Origin of the sequence: Nocardioides bizhenqiangii (genome assembly GCF_034661235.1) — a bacterium.
Taxonomy (GTDB): domain Bacteria; phylum Actinomycetota; class Actinomycetes; order Propionibacteriales; family Nocardioidaceae; genus Nocardioides; species Nocardioides bizhenqiangii.
In genome coordinates this window covers 335,865-361,006 of record NZ_CP141059.1, presented here as the reverse complement: position 1 = coordinate 361,006, position 25,142 = coordinate 335,865, and the positions used below count along the sequence as shown (strand labels likewise).

27 protein-coding genes are annotated in these 25,142 nt (G+C 71.7%); 6 read left to right on the top strand and 21 right to left on the bottom strand.

What is annotated here, in order from left to right; genetic code table 11:
• Nucleotides 1–2: 2 nt before the first annotated feature.
• The 11 genes from hemB to SHK19_RS01710 all read right to left on the bottom strand — a co-directional run bounded on the left by hemB (nucleotide 3) and on the right by SHK19_RS01710 (nucleotide 11,502).
• On the bottom strand, nucleotides 3–995 hold the full coding sequence (gene hemB, locus SHK19_RS01760) for a porphobilinogen synthase (protein WP_322937671.1): 993 nt from the start codon (nucleotides 993–995) through the stop codon (nucleotides 3–5).
• Nucleotides 996–1,170: 175 nt separating this feature from the next.
• Nucleotides 1,171–2,844, bottom strand: coding sequence for a bifunctional uroporphyrinogen-III C-methyltransferase/uroporphyrinogen-III synthase (locus SHK19_RS01755; RefSeq protein ID WP_322937670.1), 1,674 nt, complete (start codon nucleotides 2,842–2,844; stop codon nucleotides 1,171–1,173).
• Nucleotides 2,841–3,839 carry a hydroxymethylbilane synthase gene (gene hemC / locus SHK19_RS01750; protein WP_322457563.1) on the bottom strand — a complete coding sequence of 333 codons (999 nt, stop codon included), beginning with the start codon at nucleotides 3,837–3,839 and terminating at the stop codon, nucleotides 2,841–2,843. The genes SHK19_RS01755 and hemC overlap by 4 nt, the downstream gene beginning before the upstream one ends.
• A complete protein-coding gene (locus tag SHK19_RS01745; RefSeq protein ID WP_322457562.1) occupies nucleotides 3,836–5,152 on the bottom strand; it encodes a glutamyl-tRNA reductase in 1,317 nt (438 codons plus the stop codon). Before SHK19_RS01745 ends, hemC begins: the two co-directional genes overlap by 4 nt.
• Nucleotides 5,149–5,850, bottom strand: coding sequence for a redox-sensing transcriptional repressor Rex (locus SHK19_RS01740; protein ID WP_322457561.1), 702 nt, complete (start codon nucleotides 5,848–5,850; stop codon nucleotides 5,149–5,151). The genes SHK19_RS01745 and SHK19_RS01740 overlap by 4 nt, the downstream gene beginning before the upstream one ends.
• A gap of 228 nt (nucleotides 5,851–6,078) precedes the next feature.
• A complete protein-coding gene (locus SHK19_RS01735; RefSeq protein WP_322457560.1) occupies nucleotides 6,079–6,510 on the bottom strand; it encodes a GtrA family protein in 432 nt (143 codons plus the stop codon).
• A 20-nt stretch (nucleotides 6,511–6,530) separates the two neighbouring features.
• Entirely contained in the window at nucleotides 6,531–7,589 is a 1,059-nt protein-coding gene (locus tag SHK19_RS01730; RefSeq protein ID WP_322937669.1) for a glycosyltransferase family 2 protein, read from the bottom strand.
• Nucleotides 7,590–7,610: 21 nt separating this feature from the next.
• Entirely contained in the window at nucleotides 7,611–9,119 is a 1,509-nt protein-coding gene (locus tag SHK19_RS01725; RefSeq protein ID WP_322937668.1) for a hypothetical protein, read from the bottom strand.
• Complete coding sequence (locus tag SHK19_RS01720; protein WP_322937667.1) at nucleotides 9,116–9,655, bottom strand: hypothetical protein; 540 nt, start codon at nucleotides 9,653–9,655, stop codon at nucleotides 9,116–9,118. Before SHK19_RS01720 ends, SHK19_RS01725 begins: the two co-directional genes overlap by 4 nt.
• A gap of 27 nt (nucleotides 9,656–9,682) precedes the next feature.
• Entirely contained in the window at nucleotides 9,683–9,931 is a 249-nt protein-coding gene (locus tag SHK19_RS01715) for a glutaredoxin family protein (protein WP_322457556.1), read from the bottom strand.
• On the bottom strand, nucleotides 9,931–11,502 hold the full coding sequence (locus SHK19_RS01710) for a class I adenylate-forming enzyme family protein (protein WP_322457555.1): 1,572 nt from the start codon (nucleotides 11,500–11,502) through the stop codon (nucleotides 9,931–9,933). Before SHK19_RS01710 ends, SHK19_RS01715 begins: the two co-directional genes overlap by 1 nt.
• A 212-nt stretch (nucleotides 11,503–11,714) precedes the next feature.
• On the opposite strand from SHK19_RS01710, the gene SHK19_RS01705 reads away from it, so the two are divergent.
• From SHK19_RS01705 to SHK19_RS01695, 3 genes are all read left to right on the top strand, one after another.
• The gene (locus tag SHK19_RS01705) at nucleotides 11,715–12,602 is read left to right on the top strand and encodes an HAD family hydrolase (RefSeq protein WP_322457554.1); all 888 of its coding nucleotides are present in this window, start codon (nucleotides 11,715–11,717) and stop codon (nucleotides 12,600–12,602) included.
• Nucleotides 12,603–12,714: 112 nt separating this feature from the next.
• Nucleotides 12,715–13,512, top strand: a complete 798-nt coding sequence (locus SHK19_RS01700; protein WP_322457553.1) for a sigma-70 family RNA polymerase sigma factor — start codon at nucleotides 12,715–12,717, stop codon at nucleotides 13,510–13,512.
• Between the two features lie 142 nt (nucleotides 13,513–13,654).
• Nucleotides 13,655–14,815, top strand: a complete 1,161-nt coding sequence (locus SHK19_RS01695) for a DUF5667 domain-containing protein (protein WP_322937666.1) — start codon at nucleotides 13,655–13,657, stop codon at nucleotides 14,813–14,815.
• Between the two features lie 36 nt (nucleotides 14,816–14,851).
• Here the strand turns inward: SHK19_RS01695 and SHK19_RS01690 are convergent, their stop codons facing one another.
• The 5 genes from SHK19_RS01690 to SHK19_RS01670 form a co-directional block, all read right to left on the bottom strand.
• On the bottom strand, nucleotides 14,852–16,048 hold the full coding sequence (locus SHK19_RS01690) for a lysophospholipid acyltransferase family protein (RefSeq protein WP_322937665.1): 1,197 nt from the start codon (nucleotides 16,046–16,048) through the stop codon (nucleotides 14,852–14,854).
• Complete coding sequence (locus SHK19_RS01685; protein WP_322457550.1) at nucleotides 16,041–17,099, bottom strand: NAD-dependent epimerase/dehydratase family protein; 1,059 nt, start codon at nucleotides 17,097–17,099, stop codon at nucleotides 16,041–16,043. The genes SHK19_RS01690 and SHK19_RS01685 overlap by 8 nt, the downstream gene beginning before the upstream one ends.
• Nucleotides 17,100–17,131: 32 nt before the next feature.
• On the bottom strand, nucleotides 17,132–17,233 hold the full coding sequence (locus SHK19_RS01680) for a 30S ribosomal protein bS22 (RefSeq protein ID WP_008356322.1): 102 nt from the start codon (nucleotides 17,231–17,233) through the stop codon (nucleotides 17,132–17,134).
• Between the two features lie 276 nt (nucleotides 17,234–17,509).
• Nucleotides 17,510–17,722 (bottom strand): helix-turn-helix domain-containing protein, encoded by a 213-nt coding sequence (locus SHK19_RS01675; RefSeq protein ID WP_322457549.1) that lies wholly within the window; start codon nucleotides 17,720–17,722, stop codon nucleotides 17,510–17,512.
• Nucleotides 17,723–17,929: 207 nt separating this feature from the next.
• A complete protein-coding gene (locus SHK19_RS01670) occupies nucleotides 17,930–19,114 on the bottom strand; it encodes an acetoin utilization protein AcuC (protein WP_322457548.1) in 1,185 nt (394 codons plus the stop codon).
• 47 nt (nucleotides 19,115–19,161) lie between these two features.
• Here SHK19_RS01670 and SHK19_RS01665 point away from each other — a divergent pair, with 47 nt between their 5' ends.
• On the top strand, nucleotides 19,162–19,548 hold the full coding sequence (locus tag SHK19_RS01665; RefSeq protein ID WP_322457547.1) for a DUF1304 domain-containing protein: 387 nt from the start codon (nucleotides 19,162–19,164) through the stop codon (nucleotides 19,546–19,548).
• A 19-nt stretch (nucleotides 19,549–19,567) separates the two neighbouring features.
• On the opposite strand, the gene SHK19_RS01660 is transcribed toward SHK19_RS01665, so the two are convergent.
• A complete protein-coding gene (locus SHK19_RS01660) occupies nucleotides 19,568–20,086 on the bottom strand; it encodes a hypothetical protein (protein WP_322457546.1) in 519 nt (172 codons plus the stop codon).
• Between the two features lie 92 nt (nucleotides 20,087–20,178).
• Between SHK19_RS01660 and SHK19_RS01655 the strand changes: the two genes are divergently transcribed.
• A complete protein-coding gene (locus tag SHK19_RS01655; protein WP_322937664.1) occupies nucleotides 20,179–20,886 on the top strand; it encodes an HAD family hydrolase in 708 nt (235 codons plus the stop codon).
• A 14-nt stretch (nucleotides 20,887–20,900) separates the two neighbouring features.
• On the opposite strand, the gene proC is transcribed toward SHK19_RS01655, so the two are convergent.
• Genes proC through SHK19_RS01640 form a run of 3 tightly spaced genes read right to left on the bottom strand, consistent with a single transcriptional unit; the run spans nucleotide 20,901 to nucleotide 23,847 of the window.
• Nucleotides 20,901–21,704, bottom strand: a complete 804-nt coding sequence (gene proC, locus SHK19_RS01650) for a pyrroline-5-carboxylate reductase (protein WP_322457544.1) — start codon at nucleotides 21,702–21,704, stop codon at nucleotides 20,901–20,903.
• Nucleotides 21,705–21,711: 7 nt separating this feature from the next.
• A complete protein-coding gene (locus tag SHK19_RS01645; protein WP_322937663.1) occupies nucleotides 21,712–22,677 on the bottom strand; it encodes a proline dehydrogenase family protein in 966 nt (321 codons plus the stop codon).
• Nucleotides 22,678–22,731: 54 nt separating this feature from the next.
• Nucleotides 22,732–23,847 carry a helix-turn-helix transcriptional regulator gene (locus SHK19_RS01640; protein WP_322457542.1) on the bottom strand — a complete coding sequence of 372 codons (1,116 nt, stop codon included), beginning with the start codon at nucleotides 23,845–23,847 and terminating at the stop codon, nucleotides 22,732–22,734.
• A gap of 61 nt (nucleotides 23,848–23,908) precedes the next feature.
• Between SHK19_RS01640 and SHK19_RS01635 the strand changes: the two genes are divergently transcribed.
• On the top strand, nucleotides 23,909–24,382 hold the full coding sequence (locus tag SHK19_RS01635) for a cupin domain-containing protein (RefSeq protein WP_322937662.1): 474 nt from the start codon (nucleotides 23,909–23,911) through the stop codon (nucleotides 24,380–24,382).
• A gap of 14 nt (nucleotides 24,383–24,396) precedes the next feature.
• Here SHK19_RS01635 and SHK19_RS01630 read toward each other — a convergent pair whose 3' ends face one another.
• Nucleotides 24,397–25,134 carry an ABC transporter permease gene (locus SHK19_RS01630; RefSeq protein WP_322937661.1) on the bottom strand — a complete coding sequence of 246 codons (738 nt, stop codon included), beginning with the start codon at nucleotides 25,132–25,134 and terminating at the stop codon, nucleotides 24,397–24,399.
• Nucleotides 25,135–25,142: the final 8 nt, after the last annotated feature.

Here is a 25,142-nt window from a genome sequence, read left to right as displayed (position 1 = left end):
CCTCAGCGCACCAGACGAGCGGCCTCCGCGGCCCAGTAGGTGAGGATGACGTCCGCGCCGGCCCGGCTGATCGCGGTGAGCGTCTCGAGGATCGCCGGCTCGCGGTCGATCCAGCCGTTGGCGGCCGCGGCCTCGACCATGGCGTACTCGCCGCTGACGTTGTAGGCGGCGACCGGCACGCCGCGGAGCTCGGGCGCGTCCCGGACCTGGCGCAGCACGTCGAGGTAGGCCAGCGCCGGCTTCACCATCACGATGTCCGCGCCCTGCTCGACGTCGAGCAGCGCCTCGCGGACTCCTTCGGTGCCGTTGCGCGGGTCCTGCTGGTACGTGCGGCGGTCACCCTCCAAGGAGGAGTCGACCGCCTCGCGGAACGGGCCGAAGAACGCCGAGGCGTACTTCGCGCCGTACGCCAGGATGCCGGTGTCGGTGTGACCCGAGGCGTCGAGCGCGGCGCGGATCACGGCGACCTGCCCGTCCATCATCCCGCTTGGCCCGACCAGGTCGACGCCGGCCTCGGCCTGCACGACCGCCATCTCGGCGTACGCCGCCAGCGTCGCGTCGTTGTCGACCCGGCCGTCGGAGGTGAGGACGCCGCAGTGCCCGTGGTCGGTGAACTCGTCGAGACACAGGTCGCTCATCACCACGACCGCGTCACCGACCTCGGCCACGACGTCGCGGATGGCGACGTTGAGGATCCCCTCGCGGTCGATCCCGCCGGACCCGGTGGCGTCCTTGGTCTCCGGGATCCCATAGAGCATCACGCCCCGGACCCCCGCCTCGGCGGCCTCGGTGACCGCCTTGCGCAGGGTGTCGCGCGTGTGCTGGAAGAGTCCCGGCATCGAGGCGATCGGCTGGGGCTCGGCGATGCCCTCCCGCACGAACAGCGGCAGCACCAGCTGGCTCGGCCGAAGCGTCGTCTCCGCGACCAGGTCCCGCATCGCCGGAGTGGTGCGCAGCCGACGGGGACGTACGACGGGCGGGTCGATCTCGCTCATGTGCCTATTGTCGCAGCCTGCCGCCCTCGGTCGTCGAGTAGCCCGAGCGCTCTGGCGCGAGGGCGTATCGAGACGGCGCAACCGTCTCTTCGGCCGTCCCTACCGTCGGCGGGTACGTCACTGGGTCTCGATACGCCCTCGCCCAGCGGCTCCGGCTACTCGACCACCGGGATCGCTACTCGGCCTTACGCCGCCGTCCGGACGCCTTCCGGTCGCTCGGCTTCGTGACGGTCTCGCCGGCCTCGACCATCGCCTGGCGGCGGGAGGCACCGAAGTCGGCGAGGGCCTCCACGAGGACGTCGACGTCGGGCTTGGGCGCCATCACGTCGACCCGCAGCCCGTGCTCCTCGGCGGTCTTCGCCGTGGCGGGGCCGATCACGGCGATCACGGTCGACGGGTGCGGCTTGCCGGCGATGCCGACCAGGTTGCGCACGGTCGACGACGACGTGAAGACCACCGCGTCGAACTTGCCGGTCTTGATCGCGTCGCGGGTCGGCGCCGGGGGCGGCGCGGCCCGCACGGTCCGGTACGCCGTGACGTCGTCGCACTCCCAGCCGAGGTCGATCAGGCCGGCGACGAGGTTCTCCGTCGCGATGTCGGCACGCGGCAGGAAGACCCGGTTGATGGGGTCGAGCTGCTCGTCGTACTCGGGCCAGTCCTCGAGCAGGCCGGCCGCGGACTGCTCGCCCGACGGCACCAGGTCGGCGCGCAGGCCCCACGCGGCGATCGCCTGCGCGGTCTTCTCGCCGACCGCTGCGATCTTGAGGCCGCTGAAGGCGCGGGCGTCGAGGCCGTACTCCTCGAACTTCTCGCGGACCGCCTTGACCGCGTTGACCGAGGTGAACGCGATCCACTCGTAGCGACCCTCGACCAGGCCGCGCACGGCCTTGTCCATCTGCTGCGGGTTGCGCGGCGGCTCGACCGAGATGGTCGGCACCTCCTCGGGCACGCCGCCGTAGTGGCGCAGCCGGTTGGACAGCGACGCGCTCTGCTCCTTGGTGCGGGGCACCAGCACCCGCCAGCCGAAGAGCGGCTTGGTCTCGAACCACGACAGCGTCGCCCGGAGGTCGACCACCTTGCCGACCACCGTGATCGCCGGCGGGGCGATCCGCACGGTGCGCGCGTCGGCGGCGATCCGGGCGAGGGTGGAGGTGACCGTCTGCTGCTGGGTGGTGGTGCCGACGCTGGTCATCGCGACCGGCGTCTCCGGCGAGCGGCCGGCGGCGATCAGGTCCTTGGCGATGTCGCCGATCTGGCCGACGGCCGAGAGCAGCACCAGGGTCGGGGCGTGGGAGTAGCGGCTCCAGTCGACGCGGTCGCCGCAGGTGACGACGGCGACCTCGCGGTGGTCCTTCGTGGTGAGCGGGATGCCGGCGTACGCCGGAACGGCCGCGACCGAGGAGACACCGGGCACGACCTCGAACGCCAGGCCGGCCTTGGCGACCGCCTGCGCCTCCTCGGGACCGGAGGCGTAGAGGAACGGGTCGCCGCTGAGCAGCCGGACGACGCGCAGCCCGCGCTTGGCCTGCTTGACGACCACCTTGGCGCGGGCGGCGTGGGTGAGCGGCTGGCCGTCCTCCCCGAAGCCACCGTCGACGATCTCGGGACCGGCCCCCGGGTCGACGGGGTCGACGGTGCCGCGCACCCGGGCGACCAGGTCGAGGTGCTCGGGCCCCTCGGTGATCAGCACGTCGGCGTCCTCGATCATCCGGAGCGCGCGCACGGTGAGCAGCTCCGGGTCACCGGGGCCGGTGCCGACGAAGGCGATGCCGCCCGCGCGGTTCGTGGCGTCTGAATTGGCAGCGTGGGCAGCCTTGGTGGCGGCTGTCTGTGCTGTCTTTCGCGTCATGCGTTGTGCACCTCTGTCGATCCTGCGGTGGGGGCGTGGGTGGGGGCGGGTTCGGGAGCGGAGTCGAGCTGCCCGGCGCCGTCGGCGAGCATCTCCTGCGCCAGCCGCGCCCCCAGGGCGGCAGCGGCGGCGCGGTCGGTCAACGGGGCGGTGGCGGAGCGGCGTACGGCGAGGGAGCCGTCCGGTGAGAGCGCGACGGCCCGGAGCCACAGCTCGGGTCCGTGGTCGCCCTCGGCGACGTCGGCAAGGGCGCCGATCGGGGCGGAGCAGCCGCCCTCGAGGGTGGCGAGGGTGGTGCGCTCGGCGAGGACGGCGGCATGGGTCATCGGGTCGTCGAGCACGGCGACCAGGCCGGCGAGCGGGTCGTCGGAGCGGCACTCGACGGCGAGCGCACCCTGGCCGGGCGCGGGAAGCATCTGGAGCGGGTCGAGCACCTCGCTCACCTCGTCCAGCCGCCCGATCCGGGCCAGCCCAGCTCGCGCCAGCACCACCGCGTCACACTCTCCTGCTCGCACCTTGCCGATCCGGGTGTCGACGTTGCCACGGATGCCGACCACGTCCAAACCGAGGCCGAGTGCGTTGATCTGGGCGGCCCGGCGCGGCGAGCCGGTGCCGACGACGCTCCCGGCGGGGAGCTCACCCAGGGTGAGTCCGTCGCGCGCGACGACGACGTCGCGGGGGTCCTCGCGCGGGGGGATGGCGGCGATCACCACGCCCGGCTCGGGATAGGTCGGGAGGTCTTTCAGCGAGTGCACCGCGAGGTCGACCTCGCCCGCCAGCAGGGCGTCGCGCAGGGCACCGACGAAGACCCCGGTCGAGCTGCCCTGCAGGGGTGTGCCGGCGGCCTGGCTGCGGTCGCCGTCGGTGGTCACCTCGACCAGCTCGGTGTCGACGTCGAGCCGCTCGCGCAGCAGCGCGGCGACCTGCTCGGCCTGGGTCGTCGCGAGCAGGCTGCGCCGGGTGCCGACGCGGACGGTGCGGAGCGCGATGGTCACGGCGCACCGTCCTCGGGGACGCCGATCGGGCGGGTGACTGCGTCGACGGCCTCGGGGTCGAGCGCGAACAGCTCGGCGAGGGCGGCGGCGTAGGAGACGGCGCCCTGCTCGTTGGCGAGCTCCTTGACCCGGACCGTGGGCTCGTGGAGCAGCTTGTCGGCCACCCGACGGACGGTGTGGCGGATCTCGGCGCGGAGGGCTTCGTCGAGGTCGGGCAGCCGGCTCTCGAGCCGGGTCATCTCGGCGTCGACGACGGAGGTCGCCATCGAGCGGAGCGCGACGACGGTGGGCGTGACGCTGGCCTGGCGGCGGGCGGCGAGGAACGCGGTGATCTCCTCGGCGAGGATCTGGCGCACCTCGAGCACCTCGGCGCCGTCGGACCCGTCGTGGAGGGCCGCGGCGAGCTCCGCGAGGCCGAGCAGCGTGACCCCGGGCAGGTCGGCTGCGGTCGGGTCGACGTCGTGCGGGAGCGCGAGGTCGACGATCGCGAGCGGCCGGTCCTCCTCCTGGGCGGCACGGACCGTCGCCAGCATGTCCCTGCTGACGAGGGTGCCAGCCGAGCCGGTGCAGGTGATGAGCACGTCGGCGGCGGCCAGCTCGGTGGCGAGCCCGCTCATCGGGACGGGGTGCGCGTCGTACTGCGCGGCGAGGTGCCGGGCGCGATCCTGCGACCGGTTGACGACGGCGACCCTGCGGGCGCCCATCCTGGAGACCGTGGCCGTGGCCAGCCCGGCCATCGCGCCGGCGCCGAGCACGACGACGTCCTTGCCGCGGACGGAGTCGCCGACGCCGCCGACCTGGTCGAGCGCGGCGGACACCAGGGTCGGCGCGACCTGGTCGATCGCGGTCTCAGCGCGGGTGCGCTTGCCGACGCGCAGCGCCTGCTGGAACAGCGTGTTGAGGGCGGGCCCGACGGTGCCGAGCTCCTGGCCGCGGCGCAGTGCCTCCCGGGTCTGGCCGAGGATCTGGCCCTCGCCGACGGCCATCGAGTCGAGGCCCGCGGCCACCTGGAAGAGGTGCGAGATCGCGCCGTCGTCGTAGTGGACGTAGAGGTGCGGCAGCATCGCCTCGGTCGCCTCGCCGGCACGGTCGACGAGGAGTCGCGAGAGGGACTCGACGCTGCCGTGGAAGCGGTCGACCTCGGTGTAGATCTCGACCCGGTTGCAGGTGGCGATGACGGTGGCCTCGGCGACGTGGTCGCAGGCGTACGCGTCGGCCATCAGCTTCTGGACGCCGTCGTCGTCGAGCGCGACCCGCTCGAGCAGCGCGACGGGCGCCGAGCGGTGGGAGATGCCTACGACCAGGACGCTCATGACTCGCCCCCTGCAGCGGCGGCGGCGATCTCGTCGCGCGCGTGCTCGTGCGCCTTCCGCTGCTCGTGGTAGGCGAGGATCTGCAGCTCGATCGACAGGTCGACCTTGCGCACGTCGACGCCGTCGGGCACCGAGATCACCGCCGGGGCGAAGTTGAGGATGCTGGTGACGCCGGCCGCGACCATCCGGTCGGCGACGTCCTGGGCGGAGCCCGCCGGCGTGGCGATGACGCCGATTGCGACGGCGTGCTCGCGGGCGATCGCCTCGAGGTCGTCGAACGGGCGCACCTGGACGCCGGCGACGATCTCCTCGTGCCGCTCCGGGTCGGCATCGAGCAGCGCGACGACCCGGAAGCCACGGCTGCGGAAGCCGGAGTAGTTGGCGAGCGCGTGGCCGAGGTTTCCGATCCCGACGATGACCACGGGCCAGTCCTGGGTGACGCCGATCTCGCGGGCGATCTGGTAGCGCAGGTAGTCGACGTCGTAGCCGACCCCCCGGGTGCCGTAGCTGCCGAGGTAGGAGAGGTCCTTGCGGAGCTTGGCGCTGTTGACGCCCGCGGCCGTCGCGAGGTCCTCGCTCGAGCAGGTCCGGATGTGGTCGTCGGCGAGCGCCGTGAGGGCCCGGAGGTAGACAGGCAGGCGCGCGACCGTGGCCTCCGGGATGACCCGGGCCGTCTCGCTCGAACTCCGTGCGGTCACAGCTCTACTTTCCAGCCGCGCTCACCGGGACCGCGACGGACTCAATTTAGGAGTTTGTGAACGCGAGAACAAATTGCGGAGCACTCGGTCAGTCCTCGGAGGTCGAGTAGCCCGAGCCCCTAGGCGAGGGCGTATCGAGACCCCTCCACGTGGTCGCCGTCGGTGACCGTCTCACCGGATCTCGATACGGCAGTCGCCGGTCCGCTCGTGCCTCGCGCCCCGGCGCGCCTACTCGATCTCCCCTCCGGTTCGGGCGCGTCCTCGTCCCTCGGACGCACCCGGGAGGTGAGGCCACACCACGAGGCGGTAGGCGGCGAAGTTCAGCACCAGGCTGCACGCGATCGAGGCGAGCTTGGCCACGGCCAGCCGCAGATCGGCGTCGTCGACCATCTGCTCCAGCGCCCACAGCCAACCGTGGATGAGCAGCGGCTGTGCGACCCACATCACAGCGCCAGTGGTCGCCACGAAGAGCAGCGCCTGCCGGAGGGTCAGTCGCTCGGCGCGGAACGTGAACAGCCCGTTGACGACGAAGCTGAACACCATGCCGGCGCTCGACGAGACGAAGTTCGCCAGCGTGATCCCGAGCCGGTCGTGCAGCACCAGGAACAGCGCCCAGTCGATGGCGGTGTTGCAGACGCCGACGCCGGCGAACCGCACCACCGTCCACGGGATCCGGGTATTCAGGAGACCGACCTCGGCCGGCGTACGTCGATGCCGGGGTCGGCCTGACCCATGTCCCGGTGCCGCCGCGGGTGGGGTGGTCCGCCGTCCCGAGCGACCAGCGCGAGGGAGTAGAGCGGTCGGTCCTGGGCCTCGATGTAGACCCGGCCGAGGTACGACCCGATCACGCCCATCATGATCAGCTGGATGCCGCCGAGCAGGAACATGCCGACGCCGAGGAACGCCCACCCGGGCACCGACTGGTCGGGCTGGAACAGCCGGACGTAGAGCACGTAGACCGCCAGCAGCACGCTGAGCAGGGAGATGAAGATGCCGAGCCGGCTGATCAGCCGCAGCGGCGCGGTCGAGAAGCCCAGGATGCCGTTGGCCGCGAAGCTCAGCATCTTGCGCAGCGGGTAGCCGGTCTCGCCCGCGAACCGCTCGTCGCGGTCGAAGAGCAGCGCCTCCTGCCGGAACCCGACGTCGGCGACGATGCCGCGGAGGAACCGGCCGTGCTCGCGGTAGCGGGCGACCTCGGCCACCACCTTGGCGTCCATCAACCGGAAGTCGCCGACGTTGCGCGGGATCTCGGTCGAGGCGAGCCGGTCGAGCACCCAGTAGAAGACGTAGGCGGTGCTGCGCTTGAACAGGGTGTCCTTGCGACTGCGGCGCTGGCCGTAGACGACGTCGACGCCGTCCTCCCACAGGTCGAGCATCTGCACGCTGACCTGTGGCGGGTCCTGCAGGTCGGTGTCCATCACGATCACGGCGTCCGCCGACGAGTCCTCGGCGACCAGGTCGAGCCCCGCGGTGACCGCCAGCTGGTGGCCGAAGTTGCGGGAGAGGGAGAGCACGGTGACCCGAGGATCGGCGGCGCGGAGCTCGAGCAGCCGCTCGAGCGAGTCGTCCCGGCTGCCGTCGTCGACGTAGATGAACTCGAAGTCGAGGTCGGCCCGCGCGTCGGTCGCCTCGCTGAGCGCGGAGTGGAACACCGCGATGTTGTCCTGCTCGTTGAAGACGGGCAGGACGTAGGCGATCCGGCGCCGGTCTGCGCCGTCAGGGTCGGCGGGATCGGGCATGCGGCGAACTCTAGAGGACCGCTAAATGGCCATCAGGCCGAGCACGACGAGCGTCAGCGCGAAGACACCGGACAGCGACAGCTGCACCGGCTTGAGCCACTGGCTGAGCTGCGCGTCGGTGCCCTCGAGACGTTCGCGCACCGGAAGGCCAGGGCGTCGTCGTACCTGGGACTCCCGGACGAAGCCCACCGCGGCGACCATGAACAGCGGACCGGCCGTGGTCCAGTAGCGGGACCCCGCGATGTGCACGAACGGCTGCACGAACAGCGCCAGCAGGGCGAGCTTCGTGATGGCGTCCAGGATCTGCGCCTCCAGCGACCGGAGCTGGACGAAGAGCATCGAGATCAGCATCAGCAGGAAGAACGGTACGTACAGGAGGTAGGTCGACCACCACGCGACTTCCTCGCCGACCTCACCGACCGCCCCGCGTCCGCCGTCCGGCGCGATGTAGCGGACGAAGTTGGCCGGGATGAAGAAGTAGGAGCCGATGTTCCACCACGCCTGGCGCGCGTAGTCACGGCGCGTCAGGTCGCGGAGCGCGTAGTCCGACATCTGCTTCTCCACGACGACCTCCGACTCGCCGGTCGCGCGGCCGACCTCGCGCGCGTAGCGCAGCGGGCGGAACCAGAGATAGCTGTCGGGGTCGCACTTGCCGAAGCAGATCTGCTCGCGGTCGCCGAACGTGTTGGCGAGGGAGATCGGCACGGTGGTCGTCGTGACCACGCGGGTGTCGAGGGACTTGGACGCCGCGATCGACCAGGGAGCCAGCAGCACCATGCACACCAGGCCGGCCACGGCGGCCGCACCCACCGCCCGCCACCGCTGGACGCCCCTCAGCAGCAGCAACGCCGCGACCAGGGTCACGCCACCGAGGACGGCCAGCACGATGGACGTGCTGGACCGCAGGTAGAGCACGGCGATCGCGAGCAGCCCGAGCTGGACCGCCTCCTTCCACGCCGGCGGCTCACCTCCGCGCAGCTTGCGGAGCATGTCGACGACGTGGGCGACGAGCACGATCAGCACGACGCCGCTGAGCGGGTCGCCGTACGCGGTGAACGACATCAGCACCCAGCTCGGCAGCAGCGCCGGGAACGCGACGAAGAGCACCGCGTAGCCGGTGCCGAGCCGCTTGCGGAGCGACCCGACCGCCCACAGCAGCACCAAGAAGCTGGCCAGCCCGAGATAGGCACGGCACAACGGGTCGGCAGCGTCGGGGAACACGACGAACAGCGGGGCCATCAGGATCGCCATGCCTGGCATGAACCAGCCGGACCCGACGACGTTGCGCTCGAGCTCGGCACCGTCGGGAGTGTTGAACGCGAACACGTCGCGCACCAGGTTGGACAGCGCGCGGGCGCTGTCGTAGTACTGCTGCTCGTCGTTGTACGCCGGCGCGTTCATCGTCAGCGGATAGATGAGCAGCTTCATCACCACGTGTGCGACCAGCAGCCACACCAGCAACACCTCGGGACGCGGCAGCCGGGCCGCCACCCGCGTCACCAGGCCACCGGCCCGCGCGACGGTGTTCATTCTTCGTCGTCCCAGCGCTTGGTGGCCCTCGGGTCGCTGCAGACCGCCGGCGCGTCGGGGCTGGCCTTCGCGACCGGGAGGTCGAGCTCGAACGTGCCGCGGACGAGGGTGTCCTCCTCGATCCCGGAGAGCTGCTCGACCGACACCCGGACGACGTCGGCCCGGCCGGCACCGGGCTTGCGGAGCACGGCGTCGTACGGCGCGGGCCGCCGGGACGCGACGAAACCGGCCTCGACGAAGTCGGCGACGATCACCTCGAGTGCTTCCGACTCGTCGATCTCGTCGTACTGGCCGAACAGGCGCCGGCGCAGCTCGCCGTCCACCTCGACGTCCCCGTCGCGGCGGATCTGGTAGCCGAAGTCGAGGGTGACGCCGCCCGGCAGCGGGAAGCAGCCGGTGGCCAGCGCGTCCGGCGGGAGGTCCGGGCGGTAGTCGCCGGTCGGGTCCGCGCGGCCGATGCGGTGGCTCAGCAGGAGGACGGCGATGACCAGGCCGATCCCCGCGAGCGCCCCGATGCGTCGCGCCTTCCCCATCACGCGGGCGACCCTAGACGAACGGGCGGCTCAGCCGGCGAGGGCCCTCCGCAGGCGCGCCGGATCGACCCGCCAGAAGTCGTGCTGACGCCCGTCGACGAAGGTCACCGGGATCTCCTCGGCGAACCGGCTCTGCAGCGCGGGATCGTCGTCGATGGAGATCTCGACGTACTCCTCGCCCAGCTCGGCGCAGACCGCGGTGATCACCGCCCGCGCGTCGTCGCACAGGTGGCAGCCGGGTCGCGAGTAGAGGGTGACCCGCGCTCCTGGGTCGTGCATCACTCGATGAGCCCGAGGGCGCGGCGTCGCTCCTGCCCCCGCAGCCGGCCCTTCTGCACCTTCCCGGTGCCGGTGTGCGGCAGCTCGGCGACGATCTCGAGGCGGGACGGCCGCTTGAACCGGGCCAACCGCTCACCGCAGTGCGCGTCGACGGCGGCGGCCAGCCGGTCGCGGTCGGCGTCCGGATCGGTCGGTACGACGTACGCGACGACGGCCTCGCCGGTGAACTCGTCCTCGGTGCCGATGACCGCAGCCTCGGCGACGCCGGGGACCTCGAGGAGCACGGCCTCGACCTCGGTCGGATAGACGTTGAAGCCGGAGACGATGACCAACTCCTTGACCCGGTCGACCAGGTGCAGGCCGCCGGCCGCGTCGAGGACGCCGACGTCACCGGTGGGCCACCAGCCGTCGCTGTCGGGCCCGTCGGCGCCGTCGGGCCAGTAGCCGCTGAACAGGTTGGCACCGCGGATCTCGATCTCGCCCGGGTCGCTGAGGTCGGCGCCGCTGAGCGGCATCCGCTCGTCGTCGACCAGCCGCAGCTCGATGCCGTCGAGCGGCGAGCCGACCGAGCCGGGTTCGGACTTCTCCGACCGGAGGGTGGTGGTGACGACCGGTGCCGCCTCCGTGAGGCCGTAGCCCTGGTGCACCGGGACCCCGGTGCGGTCGGTGAACTCGTCGATCACGTCGGCGGCCAGCGGCGCCGATCCCGAGAGGACCAGCCGTACCGGCCCCAGCCGTTCCTCGAGAGCATCGACGCCGCGCCAGTGGGCGAAGACCGGCGGCGCGACGGGCACCACGCTGCACGCCTCGTCCTCGATCAGGTCGAGGGTGCCTTCCGGGTCGAACCGCTCCGCGAGCACCAGCTTGGCCCGGTGCTTCAGCACTCCGCCGAGCACGGCGTTGAGACCGTAGACGTGGAACAACGGCAGCACGCCGAGGACGACGTCGTCGCTGTGGATCATCGGCGGCTCGAGGGTCGCCACCTGCTCGATGTTGGCGACCAGCGCCCGGTGGGTCAGCATCACCGCACGTGGGAGGCCGGAGGTGCCACTGGTGTAGAGCAGCACCGCGAGCTTCTCGGGGTCGGGGAGCGGCGGGACCTCGCGCGGCACGGCCGCGCGGAGGTCGTCGTACGACAGCTCGTCGGCCTCCGCGGGCGCGCCGACCACGACCGTCCGCACCGGCCGGGCGTCGTCGTTCCCGGCCGCGGCAACGGCCTGGCGCACCGCGCCGACCGTGTCGGGATCGGCGATGGCCATCCGGGCACCCGAGTCGGCCAGCATCCGGGTGAGCTCGCCCCTGGTGGAGGCGGGGTTGACGGGTACGGCGACCGCCTGCGCCCGCAGCACGCCGAGGTAGGCGGTCACGAACTCCATCCGGTTCCCGATCGCCAGCAGCACCCGGTGACCGGCGACGATCCCGGCCGCACCGAGACCGCTCGCGACCCGGCTCACCTCGGCATCGAGGTCGGACCACGTCATGCCGCGGCCGCCTGCCTCGACCACCGCGAGCCGATCGCCCGACTCGGCTGCCGCGGTTGCCACCAGGGCGGCCACGTCGGGGACAGACATGGGCCCGATCCTACGCAGTTCCATCTGGCCGAGCGTGTCGCAGACGGAGCTCGGCGCACGGACCATCGCTTCGCTCGGCCCGCGGCCTTCGCACCGTGCGGCTTCGCCGCGGTGCGACACGCTGCCGGGGCCTCGCGGTCGGCGCGGACAGTGGTGATGGTCGCCGGGCGACTCGCCAGGATGCCCCGGCCCCGCCGCACTAGGCTTCGGTCATGGCAGCGCCTTCCGACCGCACCAAGCGGCTCAACCTGAAGCAGCGCTCCAAGCTGGCGGGGGAGGCCGCCGCAGCGGCTGCCGAGGTCGAGACGGCCCTCTCCCTGCCCGCGGACACCCAGGCCGCGGCGTTCTTCGACGTGGACAACACGGTGATGCAGGGGGCGAGCATCTTCCACCTCGCCCGTGGTCTCTACCGTCGGAAGTTCTTCACCACCCGCGACCTGGTCGGTGCCGCCTACAAGCAGGCCTACTTCAGGATCGCGGGCATCGAGGATCCCGAGCACGTCGCCGACGCCCGCAACTCGGCCCTCGCGTTCATCGCCGGCCACACCGTCGCCGAACTGGAGGAGCTCGGCGAGGAGATCTTCGACGAGGCGATGGCGCACCGGATCTGGCCCGGGACCCGCGCCCTGGCCCAGCTGCACCTCGACGAGGGTCAGCGGGTGTGGCTGGTCACCGCCGCTCCGATCGAGATCGCGCAGGTGATCGCCCGCCGGCTCGGCCTGACCGGCGCGATGGGCACGGTTGCCGAGCACGTCGACGGCGTCTACACGGGCCGGCTGGTGGGCGACATGCTCCACGGTCCCGCGAAGGCCGAGGCGATCCGGGCGCTCGCCGAGCGGGAAGGACTCGACCTGGGCCAGTGCTCGGCGTACTCCGACTCCTACAACGACCTGCCCATGCTGAGCCTGGTCGGAGACCCGTGCGCCATCAATCCCGACCCGAGGCTGCGCGCGCACGCGCGTGCCCAGGGCTGGCGCATCCGGGACTACCGGACCGGCCGGAAGGCCGCTCGCGCCGGGCTCGTGATCGGGTCGGCCGCATCCGGTGCGGCGCTCGCCGGCGTGGTTGTCCGCAACCGGGTACGCCGCCGCCTGCGCTGATCCGAAACGTGTTCAGATCCGATTACAGGGGTCCAGTCCCTGCGTTCAGGTTTCACATGGGCACGATCCCCCCTAAGATCCCCTGAGGGGCGTCAACCTGGGAGGGAAACCAGTGGGCCGGGACGAGGACATCACGCGCGGCTTCGCGGCCTTGCGCGCTGCCGTCCTCGCCGCTCTGCAGCCGCCGGCGGCCCCCGGTCTCGCCATCGCGGGCGGCGGATCCCGGCTCGGTGCCGCGGGCCCGTCGTCGTACGGCTGGCTGCTGAGCGAGGTCGACGGAGGCAGCTACGCGGCCGACTCGAGCGTGGGGTCCGGCTACGGCGACGCCCGCCTCGCCGCCTCGTCGGAGGACTCCCCCGAGGCGCGGGAGCGCCTGATCGGCCTGGTGGAGCTCGCCCGCGGCGGCGACGCCGACGCGTTCGGCCTGCTCTACGACCATTACCAGCCGTCGATCTACCGCTTTCTCTACTACCGCACCCGGTCGGTCGTGGTGGCCGAGGACCTGACCTCGGAGACCTTCTTCCGCGCTCTGCGCAACATGGCGTCCTTCCGCTGGCAGGGCAAGGACTTCGGCGCCTGGCTGATGACGATCGCCCGCAACCTCGCCACCGACCACTTCAAGGCTGGTCGCACCCGCCTCGAGATGACGACCGAGGACATGGGCCAGCACGACGACACGACCGACGGGCCCGAGACCGCGGTCCTGGCGAGCCTCACCAACGAGATCCTCCTCGAGGCGCTCACCGAGCTGCCCAACGAGCAGAAGGACTGTCTGGTGATGCGCTTCCTCCAGGGCATGAGCATCGCCGAGACGGCGCAGGTGCTGGGCCGGAGCGAGGGAGCGATCAAGCAGCTGCAGCTGCGGGGCGTCCGCAACCTCGCCAAGCTGATGCCGGAGGGCCTGCGATGACGGTCCTCCTGGCAATGACCCCTTCGGGCTATGTCGACATAGTCACCACGGATTACGCAGGTCACATCCGATCACGCGTAACCAACGCTCCCGCGCGGTCGTTCACCGATTGGAAGCATCAAATCGACCGAGGATGGCAGGCATGACCAGGGCGTTCGGGAACAGACGCCGCGCCGAGGAATTCGACGCGCTGGTGTCCGCCCCTGCCCGCGCGCAGGTCAAGGCGACGCAGGATGCCGAGCTGCTCGACCTGGTCGGTTCCCTCCGCTCGATGCCCGAGGTCTCCGCCCGACCCGACTTCGTCTCCGAGCTCCGCAGCCAGCTGGTCGTGGAAGCGGCTCGGATGGCGCGCCCGGTCGTCGACGACGAGCTGCGACTCCGGCTCACTCCTCGCCAGCGCAGTGGCGCCCGCGAGCGGCGCGCCGCGACCCTGCTCGGCGGCTTCGCCATCGTCGCGGCCACCGGGTCGATGGCGATGGCGTCCCAGGCTGCGCTGCCGGGTGAGGTGCTCTACCCGGTCAAGCGGGCCATCGAGAACGCCCAGACCAACCTGCAGTCCGACGACACGGCCAAGGCGCAGACGCTGATCGCACACGCACAGCGGCGGCTCCAGGAGGCCGAGCAGCTGACGGCCGAGGGCGCCGACGCCGACACCGTCGCCGAGACCCTGCAGGACTTCACGGACCAGTCCAACCAGGCCGCCGAGCTGGCGCTCGACGACTACACGACCACCGGCGACCAGGACGCCATCGGCGACCTGCGGTCGTTCGCGAACGACTCGATGGACGACCTCGACGCGCTCGGTGAGGTCGTGCCCGCCGACGCCCGGCCGGCGCTGATCACCGCAGCGCAGTCGGTGCTCCAGGCCGACTCGGCTGCCTTCCAGGTCTGCCCCACCTGCGGCGACGGACCGGTGACCGAGCTCCCCGAGTTCGCCACCCGGTCGGCCGCGTCGGTCTCCGACCTCAACGGCCTCCTCAGTGCGGCGCCCACCGGCCTCTCGGTGGACATCCGACGGGTCGAGGAGCTCGCCGGGCAGCTCGACAAGGAGCCGAAGCAGCGGCAGGAAGACACCGGCGGCATCGACGACGAGACTGCTACGGACACCGACCCCGGCACCGAGGTGCCCGGCGTCGACCCCCCTGACACCGACGGCCCGAAGACCCCGATCAAGGACCTCGGCGACAAGATCAAGGACGACCTCAACGGCGACGAGCCCGGCGTGGTCGACCCCGTCGAGGTGATCAGCGGCGTCGTCAGCGGCGTCGGCGGGCTGGTCGACGGACTTCTCGGCACCAAGTAGCCGGCACAGAACAGCCCGGCCGATCGCCGACCGGATTCAGCGGAAGACCGAGTCGCGCTGCATCAGCAGGCTGTAGAGCGTCTGCTGGATCGTCTCCCGCACCTGGTCGGTGACGTTGAAGACGAGCATCGGGTCCTCGGCGGCGCCCTCGTCGTACTCGTCGGTCCGGATCGGCTCGCCGAACTCCAGCAGCCACTTCGACGGGAGCGGCACCAGGCCGAGCGGGCCGAGCAGCGGGAACAGCGGCGTGATCGGGATGTAGGGCACGCCGAGGAGCCGCGCCAGGGCAGGCACGTTGCCGACGAGGGGGTAGATCTCCTCGGCACCGACGACCGACAGCGGGATGATCGGCACCTGGGTGCGCAGCGCGGCGGACACGAAGCCCCCGCGACCGAACCGCTGCAGCTTGTAACGCTGCGAGTAGGGCTTGCCGATGCCCTTGAAGCCCTCGGGCCACACGCCGACCAGCTCACCGGCGGCGAGCATCCGCTCGGCGTCCTCGCTGCAGGCCAGGGTGGCGCCGCCCTTGCGAGCCACCGTGCCGACGAACGGAAGCCTGAACACCAGGTCGGCACCGAGCGCGCGCAGGTAGCGGTCGGTGTGGTCGTGGACCGACACCATGGTCATCAGCGCGTCGACCGGGATGGTGCCGGAGTGGTTGGAGACGATCAGCGCGCCGCCGTCGGTGGGGATGTTCTCAGCGCCGCGGACCTCGATGCGGAACCACTTCTCGGCGATCGGTCGCACCGCGGCGAGGAAGAACCGCTCGGTGATCTCGGGGTCGAAGCCGAACTCGTCGACGACGTAGTCCCCGGTGAGGCGCCGGCGGAGGAACGCCAGGAAGTGGGCGAGCTGGGTCTCCCACTGCTCGCCGAAGACCTCGCGGGCGGCCACCTGGAACGCCGCCAGCAGGTCGCCGACGGGGATGCCCGGTCCCTCGCGCTGGGTGACCGCGAGGCGCGGAGCGAGCGCTTCGGAGTCGGTGGCGAGGGGCAGAACGTCCTCACCCAGGAGCGGGATCACGGGCTCGGTCGCCGGCTGCTCCGCGACGGGCGGCTGCGTGCCGGACTCCTCGGTCCGGACGGCCTCCGCCTCCGGCGGGTCGGGACGGGCCTCGGACTTCGGAGCGCGCGACTTGCCCGCCAGGGTGCGGGCGGCTGCGGACGGGCGGGTGCCCGTGCCCCGGCCGGGCCGGCCGCGGGTGCCGATCGGGATGATCTCGGCGTCACCCATCGCTGCCTCCGGCGAGAGTCAGGGCGGGCGCGCGGTCGTCGGCGACCTCGGGCAGCCGCTCGGCGACCGCGGCGAGCACCCGCTCGGTGCGACCGCCGGTCGGCGGCAGGGTGGAGGCGAACTCACCGAACGCCTCGGCGGTGGAGTAACGGGGCTCGAAGCCGAGCTCGGTGCGCATCCGCGTCGTGTCGACGCCGCGGCCGTAGGTGAGGAAGGCGACCAGCTCGGGCGACAGGTCGGCGAACCTGGCCGAGCGCAGCGCGGACCCGAGGCCACCGAACGCGACGCCCGGCAGCGGGACTCCGGGCCGCTGCAGCCGGCGCAGGGCCTGCGACAGCATCAGGACGCCGTCGCCGGCGACGTTGAACGTCCCGTGGACGCCGGCCATCACGGCGTGGCGGAGCACGCGGTTGAGGTCGGACTCGTGGAGGAACTGGAGGCGCGGGTCGAAACCGAGCACGGTCGGGATCACCGGCAGCCGGAAGTACGACGTGACCGGGCTGACCACGCGCGGGCCGATCACGTTGGCGCACCGCAGCGTCGTCACGGTGACGTCGGGACGCCGGCGGGCGAACCCGCGGACATAGGCCTCGACCTCGGCGACGTCCTTGGCGTAGCCGCTGCGAGCGGCGCGGCGTGGCTCGAGGTCCTCGGTGAACATCGCGGGGTCGCGGTTGCTGGCGCCGTAGACGGTGGTCGTCGACTTCACGACCAGCGTGCGCAGCGACTCCGCCTTCTGGCACGCAGCGAGGAGCTGCATGGTGCCGATGACGTTGAGCTCCTTCATCGTGCCGCGCGCGCCGGCACTGCCGGGGGTGGCGATGACGCTCATGTGGACGACGGTGTCGACGTCCTCCCGGGCGATCACCTTGGCGATCACCGGGTTGCGGATGTCGGCCCGGACGAACTGGACGTCGCCGATGTCACCGCGCGGCGGCATCACGTCGACGCCGATCACCCGGTCGACGGACGGGTCGCTCGCCAGGGATCGGGCGCAGGTGCGGCCGAGGTCGCGGGAGACACCCGTGACCAGGACGGTACGACCGCTCATACCCACGACTCCCGACGTCAGCTAGGGACGGGTCACTTGCCGAGCTTGCGGCGCTGCACCCGCGTCTTCTTGAGCAGCTTGCGGTGCTTCTTCTTCGCCATGCGCTTGCGCCGCTTCTTGATGACAGAACCCACGTGGAACCTCTCCGACAACACCGGGCCCGGATGGCCCGGCCATTCGACTACCGCCGGACCGGCGGTGGCCGGACGACTGGAACAGCCTATCCGCCGTGGAGAGCGTCCGGACAATCACGAGCGACGATGAGAGGAACATCCCATCGGAGTGGTCGCGGTCGGCTTTCGTCTCACCGGGTCTCGATAGACGCCGTCGCGGGCTCGTACCTCGCCCGCGGGCGCACTCGACCTGGCTGACTCTTCGCGAGTTCCCTCGCTTCGCTCGGGATCTCGCGGTCAGCCAGCGTTGTAGAAGGACTTCCTGAGGTACTCGTCGACGTCGCCCTCGGGCACCCTGAACGAGCGGCCCACGCGGACCGCCGGCAGCTCACCGCTGTGCACGAGGCGGTAGACGGTCATCTTCGAGACGCGCATCATGGTCGCCACTTCGGCGATGGTGAGGAACTTGGGATCCGGTCGAGACTCGGACCGCTCCTGGGACGAAGCCATGGCCAACCACACTTTCTGCGCGCCCGTCACCGCCTTCCCCAGCTGTGATCTGCGGACGCCTATCGGTGAGAATAGGGCCAGATGTGACTCATGGGGAAGGGATTCACCTCTGCAACTTTTGTCAACTCGGCGTGTCGGCTTGCATTTCGACGGGCCGAGCGAGTCTCCGCTTCGGCGGAGGGGTGACGTCCCGGCCGCTCCTCGGGATCACGGATACACGTCGAGACCGTGCAGCGGGAACACGGCGGAGCGGGTCGCGTGCACCGCCCGGTCGAGCCAGGTGTCGGGGTCGTAGCCCTCTTCCCAGCGCCGGTAGTCGGCGGATCCGCCGTCCGTCATCCGCCGGGGTGCCTCGACCAGGCAGCGCTCCAGGACGTACTCGCGCCACGCCTCCGGCACCGGCGACACCGGGTCGAGCGGCCGACCGGCAACGGCCGCCAGGAGGTGGGTCCAAGCGCGCGGGACCACGCCGAAGACGGCGTACCCGCCGCCGCCGGTGGCCACCCACCTGCCGCCGGCGACCTCGTGCGCCAGGTCGTGGAGGGCGAGGTACGCCGCGCGCTGGCCGTCCACGCTCAGCATCAGGTGCGCCAGCGGGTCGTCGGCGTGGGAGTCGCAGCCGTGCTGGGTGACCAGCACGTCGGGAGCGAACTCACGCAGCAGCGGCGGCACCACGGCGTGGAAGGCGCGCAGCCAGCCGGCGTCGCTGGTGCCGGGCGGGAGTGCGAGGTTGACGGCGCTGCCCTCGGCGTCCCGGCCCCCGGTGTCGGCCGGGAAGCCGGTGCCCGGGAAGAGGAACTGGCCGGACTCGTGCAGGGAGATCGTCAGGACGCGGGGGTCGTCGTAGAAGATCGCCTCCACCCCGTCGCCGTGGTGGACGTCGACGTCGACGTACGCCACCCGCTGGGCGCCGTTGTCGAGCAGCCACCGGATGCCGACCGCGACGTCGTTGTAGATGCAGAACCCGCTCGACCGATCGGGCATCGCGTGGTGGAGCCCGCCGGTGATGTTGGCGCTGTGGATGCTCTCGCCGGTCCACACCCTGCGGAACGCCTCGTGACTGGCGCCGACGATGTGCGCCGACGCGTGGTGCATCCCCCGAAACACCGGGTTGTCGTCGGTGCCCAGGCCGCGCAGCTCCTCGCCGGGCCCGGGCCGGGCGCTCATCCGCTGCACTGCCTCGATCAGGCCGGGATCGTGGACGGTGGCGATCAGGTCGTCGGAGGCCATCGGCGCCGGGACCTGCTCGAGCCCGTCGAGCACGCCTGCCTCCGCGGCGAGGCGCATCGTCAGGTCGACCCGGAGTGGCGTCATCGGGTGATCGGGCCCGAAGTCGTACTCGGTCAGCGACGGGTCGAACACCACACTGGCGCGGCCGGCGCAGGGCTCCATGCTCAGCAACGTACCGGGACCGGTCGCCCGTGTGGGACGCTGCCGTCATGCTGACGGCCGGACTCGTGCTCGCGGGCCTGGCCGCCGCGCTCCACGTCTACATCTTCTTCATGGAGTCGCTGGCGTGGACCCGGCCGAGCACGCGCGCGGTCTTCGGTACCTCCGCCGAGGAGGCCGAGGCCACCAGGGAGCTCGCGTTCAACCAGGGGTTCTACAACCTCTTCCTGGCGATCGTGACCGGTGTCGGCATCGCGCTGACGGTGTGCGACTGCGGAGACGCCGGGCGGGCTCTGGTGCTCGCCGGCACCGGCTCCATGGCAGCGGCGGCGATCGTGCTGGTGCTCGGGAACCGGTCCCGCGCGTCGGCCGCGCTCAAGCAGGGACTCATCCCCCTGCTCGCCGTGATCGCCGTGGTGATCGACCTGGCGGGCTGACCGGCGGACTGACTCCCGGCTAGCTGGCGGAAGCGTCGGGGCCCCGGCGGCGTACCTCCTCGACCTGGACCAGGGACTCCCGGAGCTCGGTCAGCCAGTCGTCGGCGTGCTGCTGGACCAGCCGGACGCACCAGCCGAGCGCGTCGCTGCGGCTGCGTGCGACGCCGCCGGCCACGAGCAGGTCGAGCACCCGGCGCTCGGGCTGCCGGAGCCGGGTCATCACCGGCGCCGCGACGTGGGTGAACAGGGCGCGGGTCTCGTCGCACTCGACGCCCCACGACACCTTGCGGTCGAAGCGACGCTCGGCCTCGCGGGCGACCTTCATCCGGTCGCCGCGGGTGCGCTCGCGGAACTCCGCGATCCGCCCCTGGACGGTCGCGGCCCGCTCGGCGTCGGAGGTGTCGGCGGCGACCTCGGGGGTGGGGATCCGGCCGATCACGGTGATCTCCTCGCGGTCGACGGTGACCTCGATCAGCTCCTCGAAGAGGCCCTCGGGCAGGCGGCCGGCGAACCAGCCGCGAATCTCGTCTGTTGTCATGTAATCATGATTACTCGCTATCACGCCGAACTCAAGGAGCGGAGGTCCGGGTCGCCGCCACCGATGTCGGTGACCCTTGCGAGGATGGCGCCATGACCACGGCGACCCGGCTCGGCAGGCCGGTGACCGGGGTGCTGTTCGACCTCGACGACACGCTGTTCGACCACCGCGGGGCGGTCGACCGCGGCCTCCGCGCGTGGCTCTCGGGCCTGGGGCTCGACGGCATCCTCGAGGAACACGTCGAGCGGTGGTTCGCACTCGAGACGTTCCACCACGAGCGCTTCCAGCGCGGGGAGATCTCGCACGTCGACCAGCGGCGCGCCCGCATCCGGGCGTTCCTCCACGGCTGGGATCTCGCCGACGACGCCGTCGCCGACGACACGTTCGCGGGCTACCTCGCCTGCTACCGCGCCGCGTGGTCCGCGTTCGCAGACGCAGCCGCCGCCCTCGAGCAGGCGCTCGCCGCCGGTCTCAGGGTCGGCATCCTCACCAACGGCGAGCAGAGCATCCAGGAGACGAAGGTCCGGCGCACCGGGCTGGCGACGTACGACGTGCCCGTCTTCGCGTCGTCCTCGCTGCCGGCCGCCAAGCCGGACCCGCGGGCGTTCCGCACCGCGTGCGCTGACCTCGGTGTCGACCCCGGCGGCGTCGTGATGGTGGGCGACTCGCTGCGCCACGACGTCGAGGGGGCACGTGCCGCGGGCATGTCCGGGGTGCTGATCGACCGGACCGGGCGCTACCGCGACGACGAGGTGCAGGGAGTCGACCGGATCCGGTCGTTGGCCGAGCTGGGTTGGTGAGCCGGGTTGGTGAGCTAGGAGCCCGACGCCAGCTCGCGGGACCGGTCGCGGGCCGCTTCGAGGGCGGCGAGGAACGCGGCCCGGACCCGGTGGATCTCGAGCTCGCGCACCGCGGCGGCGGTGGTGCCACCCGGGGAAGTGACCTGCTCGCGGAGCACGGTCGGGTGCTCGTTGGTCTCGGCGAGCATCTGCGCCGACCCGACGAGGGTCTGGATGACCAGCTCGTGCGCGGTCGCGCGCGGCAGCCCGAGGTGGACGCCCGCCTCGATCATCGACTCCACGACGAAGAAGATGTACGCCGGACCGGAGCCGCTGATCGCGGTGACCGCGTCCTGCTGCTTCTCCGGGACCCGGACCACCTTGCCGACCGACGCCATCAGCGACTCGGCCTCGGCGAGGTGGGCCTCGTCGCAGTGCGACCCGGCCGAGATGGCCGACATGCCCTGGTCGACGAGCGCGGGCGTGTTGGGCATGACCCGGACGACGGCGACGCCCGCTGGGACCCGGGACTCGATGAAGGCGGTGGTGATGCCGGCCGCGAGGGAGACCAGCAGCTGGCCGGGCCGGAGCGAGCCGGCGATCTCGTCGAGCACCTCGGCCATGTCCTGCGGCTTCACGACCAGCGCGACGGTGTCGGCCTTGGTGGCAGCCTCGACGTTGGAGACGACCGCGACGCCGTACCTCTCGACGAGCTCGCTGGCGCGCACCGCGCGCTTCTCGCCGACGAGCAGCTGGTCGACCCGGCGGCCGGCCCGGACCAGCCCGGACAGCAGGGTCTCGCCCATGACTCCGGCGCCGATGACCGCGGTCTGCTTCATGTGCTGCTCAGCTCTTCTTGATGAGGGACGTCAGGAAGAATGTCAGGTTCCGCGGGCGCTCGGCGAGCCTTCTCATCAGGTAGCCGTACCACTCGGTGCCGTAGGGGATGTAGACGCGCACCGTCTCACCGGCGGCCGCGAGCCGCCGCTGCTCGGCCGGGCGGATGCCGTAGAGCATCTGGAACTCGTAGCTGCCCTGCGCCCGCCCGTAGCGGCTCGCGAGCGACGACGCGATCTCGACGAGGCGGGGGTCGTGGGTGGCGATCATCGGGTAGCAGTCGCCCTCGGCGCCGCTGTGGCCGAGCAGGATCTTGAGGCAGCGCACGTAGGACTTGTCGACGTCGTCGGGGTCGGTGTAGGCGACCTCGGACGGCTCGTCGTACGCGCCCTTGCAGAGCCGGACCCGGCTGCCGGCGTACGCCAGAGCGCGGCAGTCGGCCTCGGTCCGGAACAGGTAGGCCTGGAGCACGGCGCCGGTCTCGGGGAAGTCCTTGCGCAGGTCGCGGAGGATCGCGAGCGTCTGGTCGGTGGTGGTGTGGTCCTCCATGTCGATGGTGACCGTGGTGCCGACGTTGCGGGCGGCGCGGCAGATGGCGCGGGCGTTCTCGAGCGCGATCTTGCGGCCGCCGCCCGGCGCGACGACGTCGTCGAGCGCCAGACCGATGGCGGTCAGCTTGACGCTGACCTCGGCCCGCCGGGCCAGGCCCTTCGCCGAGAGCTGCTTGAGGAGGTCGAGGTAGGCCGCGACCGTCGCCTCCGCCTGCTCGACGTCGGTGGTGTCCTCGCCGAGGTAGTCGAGAGTGACGTTGATGCCCTCGCTCGCCAGCCGGTCCGCCGCGACCACCGCGTCCTCGGCACGCTCGCCAGGGACGTAGGAACGCACCACCGCCGCCGACACCGGCAGCGTGGTGATGAGCCGCTTCACCGAGTGGCTGCGCGAGAGGAGGAGGAGCGAATCACGCACGGGACGCATGGCACCAACGGTACGACGACGCCCCGCCGGATGCCGCTTCGCGGTGCCCTCGGGTCAGGGCTTCGGTCCGCCCCGGCTCGCGCGCGCGGCCTTCGTCCGCGCCTCGTTGTCCCGGACCCGCGGCTCGAACCGGCTGCGGAAGACGTCCGCGACGAGCTCGCGGCGGGAGCGCACCCCGGTCTTGTCGAACACGGCAGCGAGGTGTTGCTGGACGGTCAGCGGCGAGATCGAGAGCTCGGCCGCGATGGCCTCCGTCGCCAGGCCGCGCAGGACCAGGCCAGCGACGTCCCGCTCCCTCGGGGTGAGCTGGTGGGCGCGCATGAGCAGGGCCTCGAGGTGCTCCGGCCGGGCGGCGTCGAGGACGACGCACACCTGAGCGCGGCCGGTGGCGTCGACGAGAGGGCCGGCATGGAGGGCGACCCATCGGCCGGTGGGCCCGCAGACGCAGACCTTCGTGTCCGGTCCCCCGGCTCCCGGCCGTCCGGAGGCCACGTCGCCGGCCGCCGACAGCACGGCGACCGGAAGATCTTCGAGGCCCCTGCCCAGCGCGTCCAGCCAGTACGCCGCGGACGGCGTCGCCGACACCACGTCATACCCGTCCAGCACGATCACACCGGGTGCCTCGGCGAGGTCGGGCTCCCGGGCCTGCGCCGCCAGCAGGCCGTGCCGGACGCCGTCGGCGAGGACCGGCGCGGCGGCCACCAGAAGGCGCTGCTCCGGCTCGGAGAACAGCGGGCGCCCCGTCTCGCGGTAGAGGCCGATCGAACCCCAAGGCGCCCGGTCCGGCGTGCGAAGGGCGACGACGAGCTCCTGCTCGCAGCCGAAGGGCTGCATCTCGACGTGGTACTTCACCGACCGCTCCGGCCGGCCGGCCGTCGCGGCGTGGAGGGTGCCGATGCCCGCGGGTGATGCCAGCACCGAGGTCATCGAGTTGAAGTCGTCCTCGGCGTACTCCCGCGCCAGCCACTCGCCGGGGATCTCCGGCAGCCCCTCCTGGAAGTGGCTGGTGACGATCCGGCACTCGGGATCCACCGTGAAGAAGCACGGGGCCTCGAAGTGCGGGACCTCGGCGGTGAGGATCGGCGTCACCTCCCGCCAGAGGTTGACCAGGTCCGGCCGACGAACGACGATCCGCCGGATCCGCTCGACGACCCGATCGGCACGGTCCATGTCCCCGGCCTATCAGAAATCTGGGATGGCGGACAGGGCCGGCGGGATCGACCATGGGGTCATGGAGCAGATCATCAGGGCCGGAGAGGGCGAGGTCCTCGGCGCGGAGGCAGGCTGCCGGGACAGGTTCAAGGTCGACGCCGACCGGACCGAGAGCCGGCTTGCGATCGTCGAGCACCTCCTGGCACCGCACTGCATCGCGGCGCCCGTGCACGTTCACACTCGCGAGGACGAGTTCAGCTTCATCCTCGACGGCGAGGTCTCCTACCGTCTCGGCGACGACGAGCACGTCGCTCGCGCCGGCGACCTGGTGGTCAAGCCGCGCGGTCAGTGGCACACCTTCTGGAACGCCGCCGACGAGCCCGCACGGGTCCTCGAGATGATCACGCCCGGCGGGCTCGAAGCCGTCTTCCGGGCCATGGGCCGCGGCGTCCCCGAGGACCAGGTCGCCGCCATGATCGATGCCTCGGGATGCACCGGTGACCCGGAGGCCACAGAGCCGATCGTGGCGCGCTACGGGCTCACCTGGGGCTGACCTGGGGGCTGACCTCACTCGCTCCGGCGGCGGAGGGTGCCGGCACCGAGCGCCAGCCCGGCGACGGCGTACGCCGTCACGACGGCCAGGTCCGTCCACACCTCGCCCGTGCTGGACGAGCGGGTGAGGTGCTCCATGGCGTCGACGGCGTAGGACAGCGGGAGCACGTCGCTGATCGCGTTGAGCACGTCGGGCAGCACGGCGCGCGGGACGAACAGGCCGCAGAGCAGGATCTGCGGGATCACCAGTGCGGGCATGAACTGGACGGCCTGGAACTCCGTGCGCGCGAACGCACTCACGAACAGGCCGAGGGCGCTGCCGAGCACCGCGTCGGCGACGGCGACCACGGTCAGCAGCCAGACGGGGCCCTCGATACTCAGGCCGAGCAGCCCGACGCTGAGGGCGACGGCGGCAGCGGACTGGACGGCCGCGACCAGGCCGAAGGCGATCGCGTAGCCGAACAGGAAGTCCAGCTTGCCCATCGGCATCGCCAGCAGCCGCTCGAGGGTGCCACCGGAGCGCTCGCGGAGGGTGGTGACGCTGGTGACGAGGAACATCACGATGAAGGGGAACATCGCCAGCAGCGCGGGCCCGAGCTGGTCGAACGTGTTCCCCGGCAGGTCGTCGAACATCCACCACAGCAGGCTGATCAGCAGGCAGGGCAGCACCAGCATGATCGCGAGCGTCCGGTGGTCCCGCCGCAGCTGCGTCAGCACGCGGGCGGCGATGGCGAAGGTGATCCTGAGGCTCATTTCGGGGT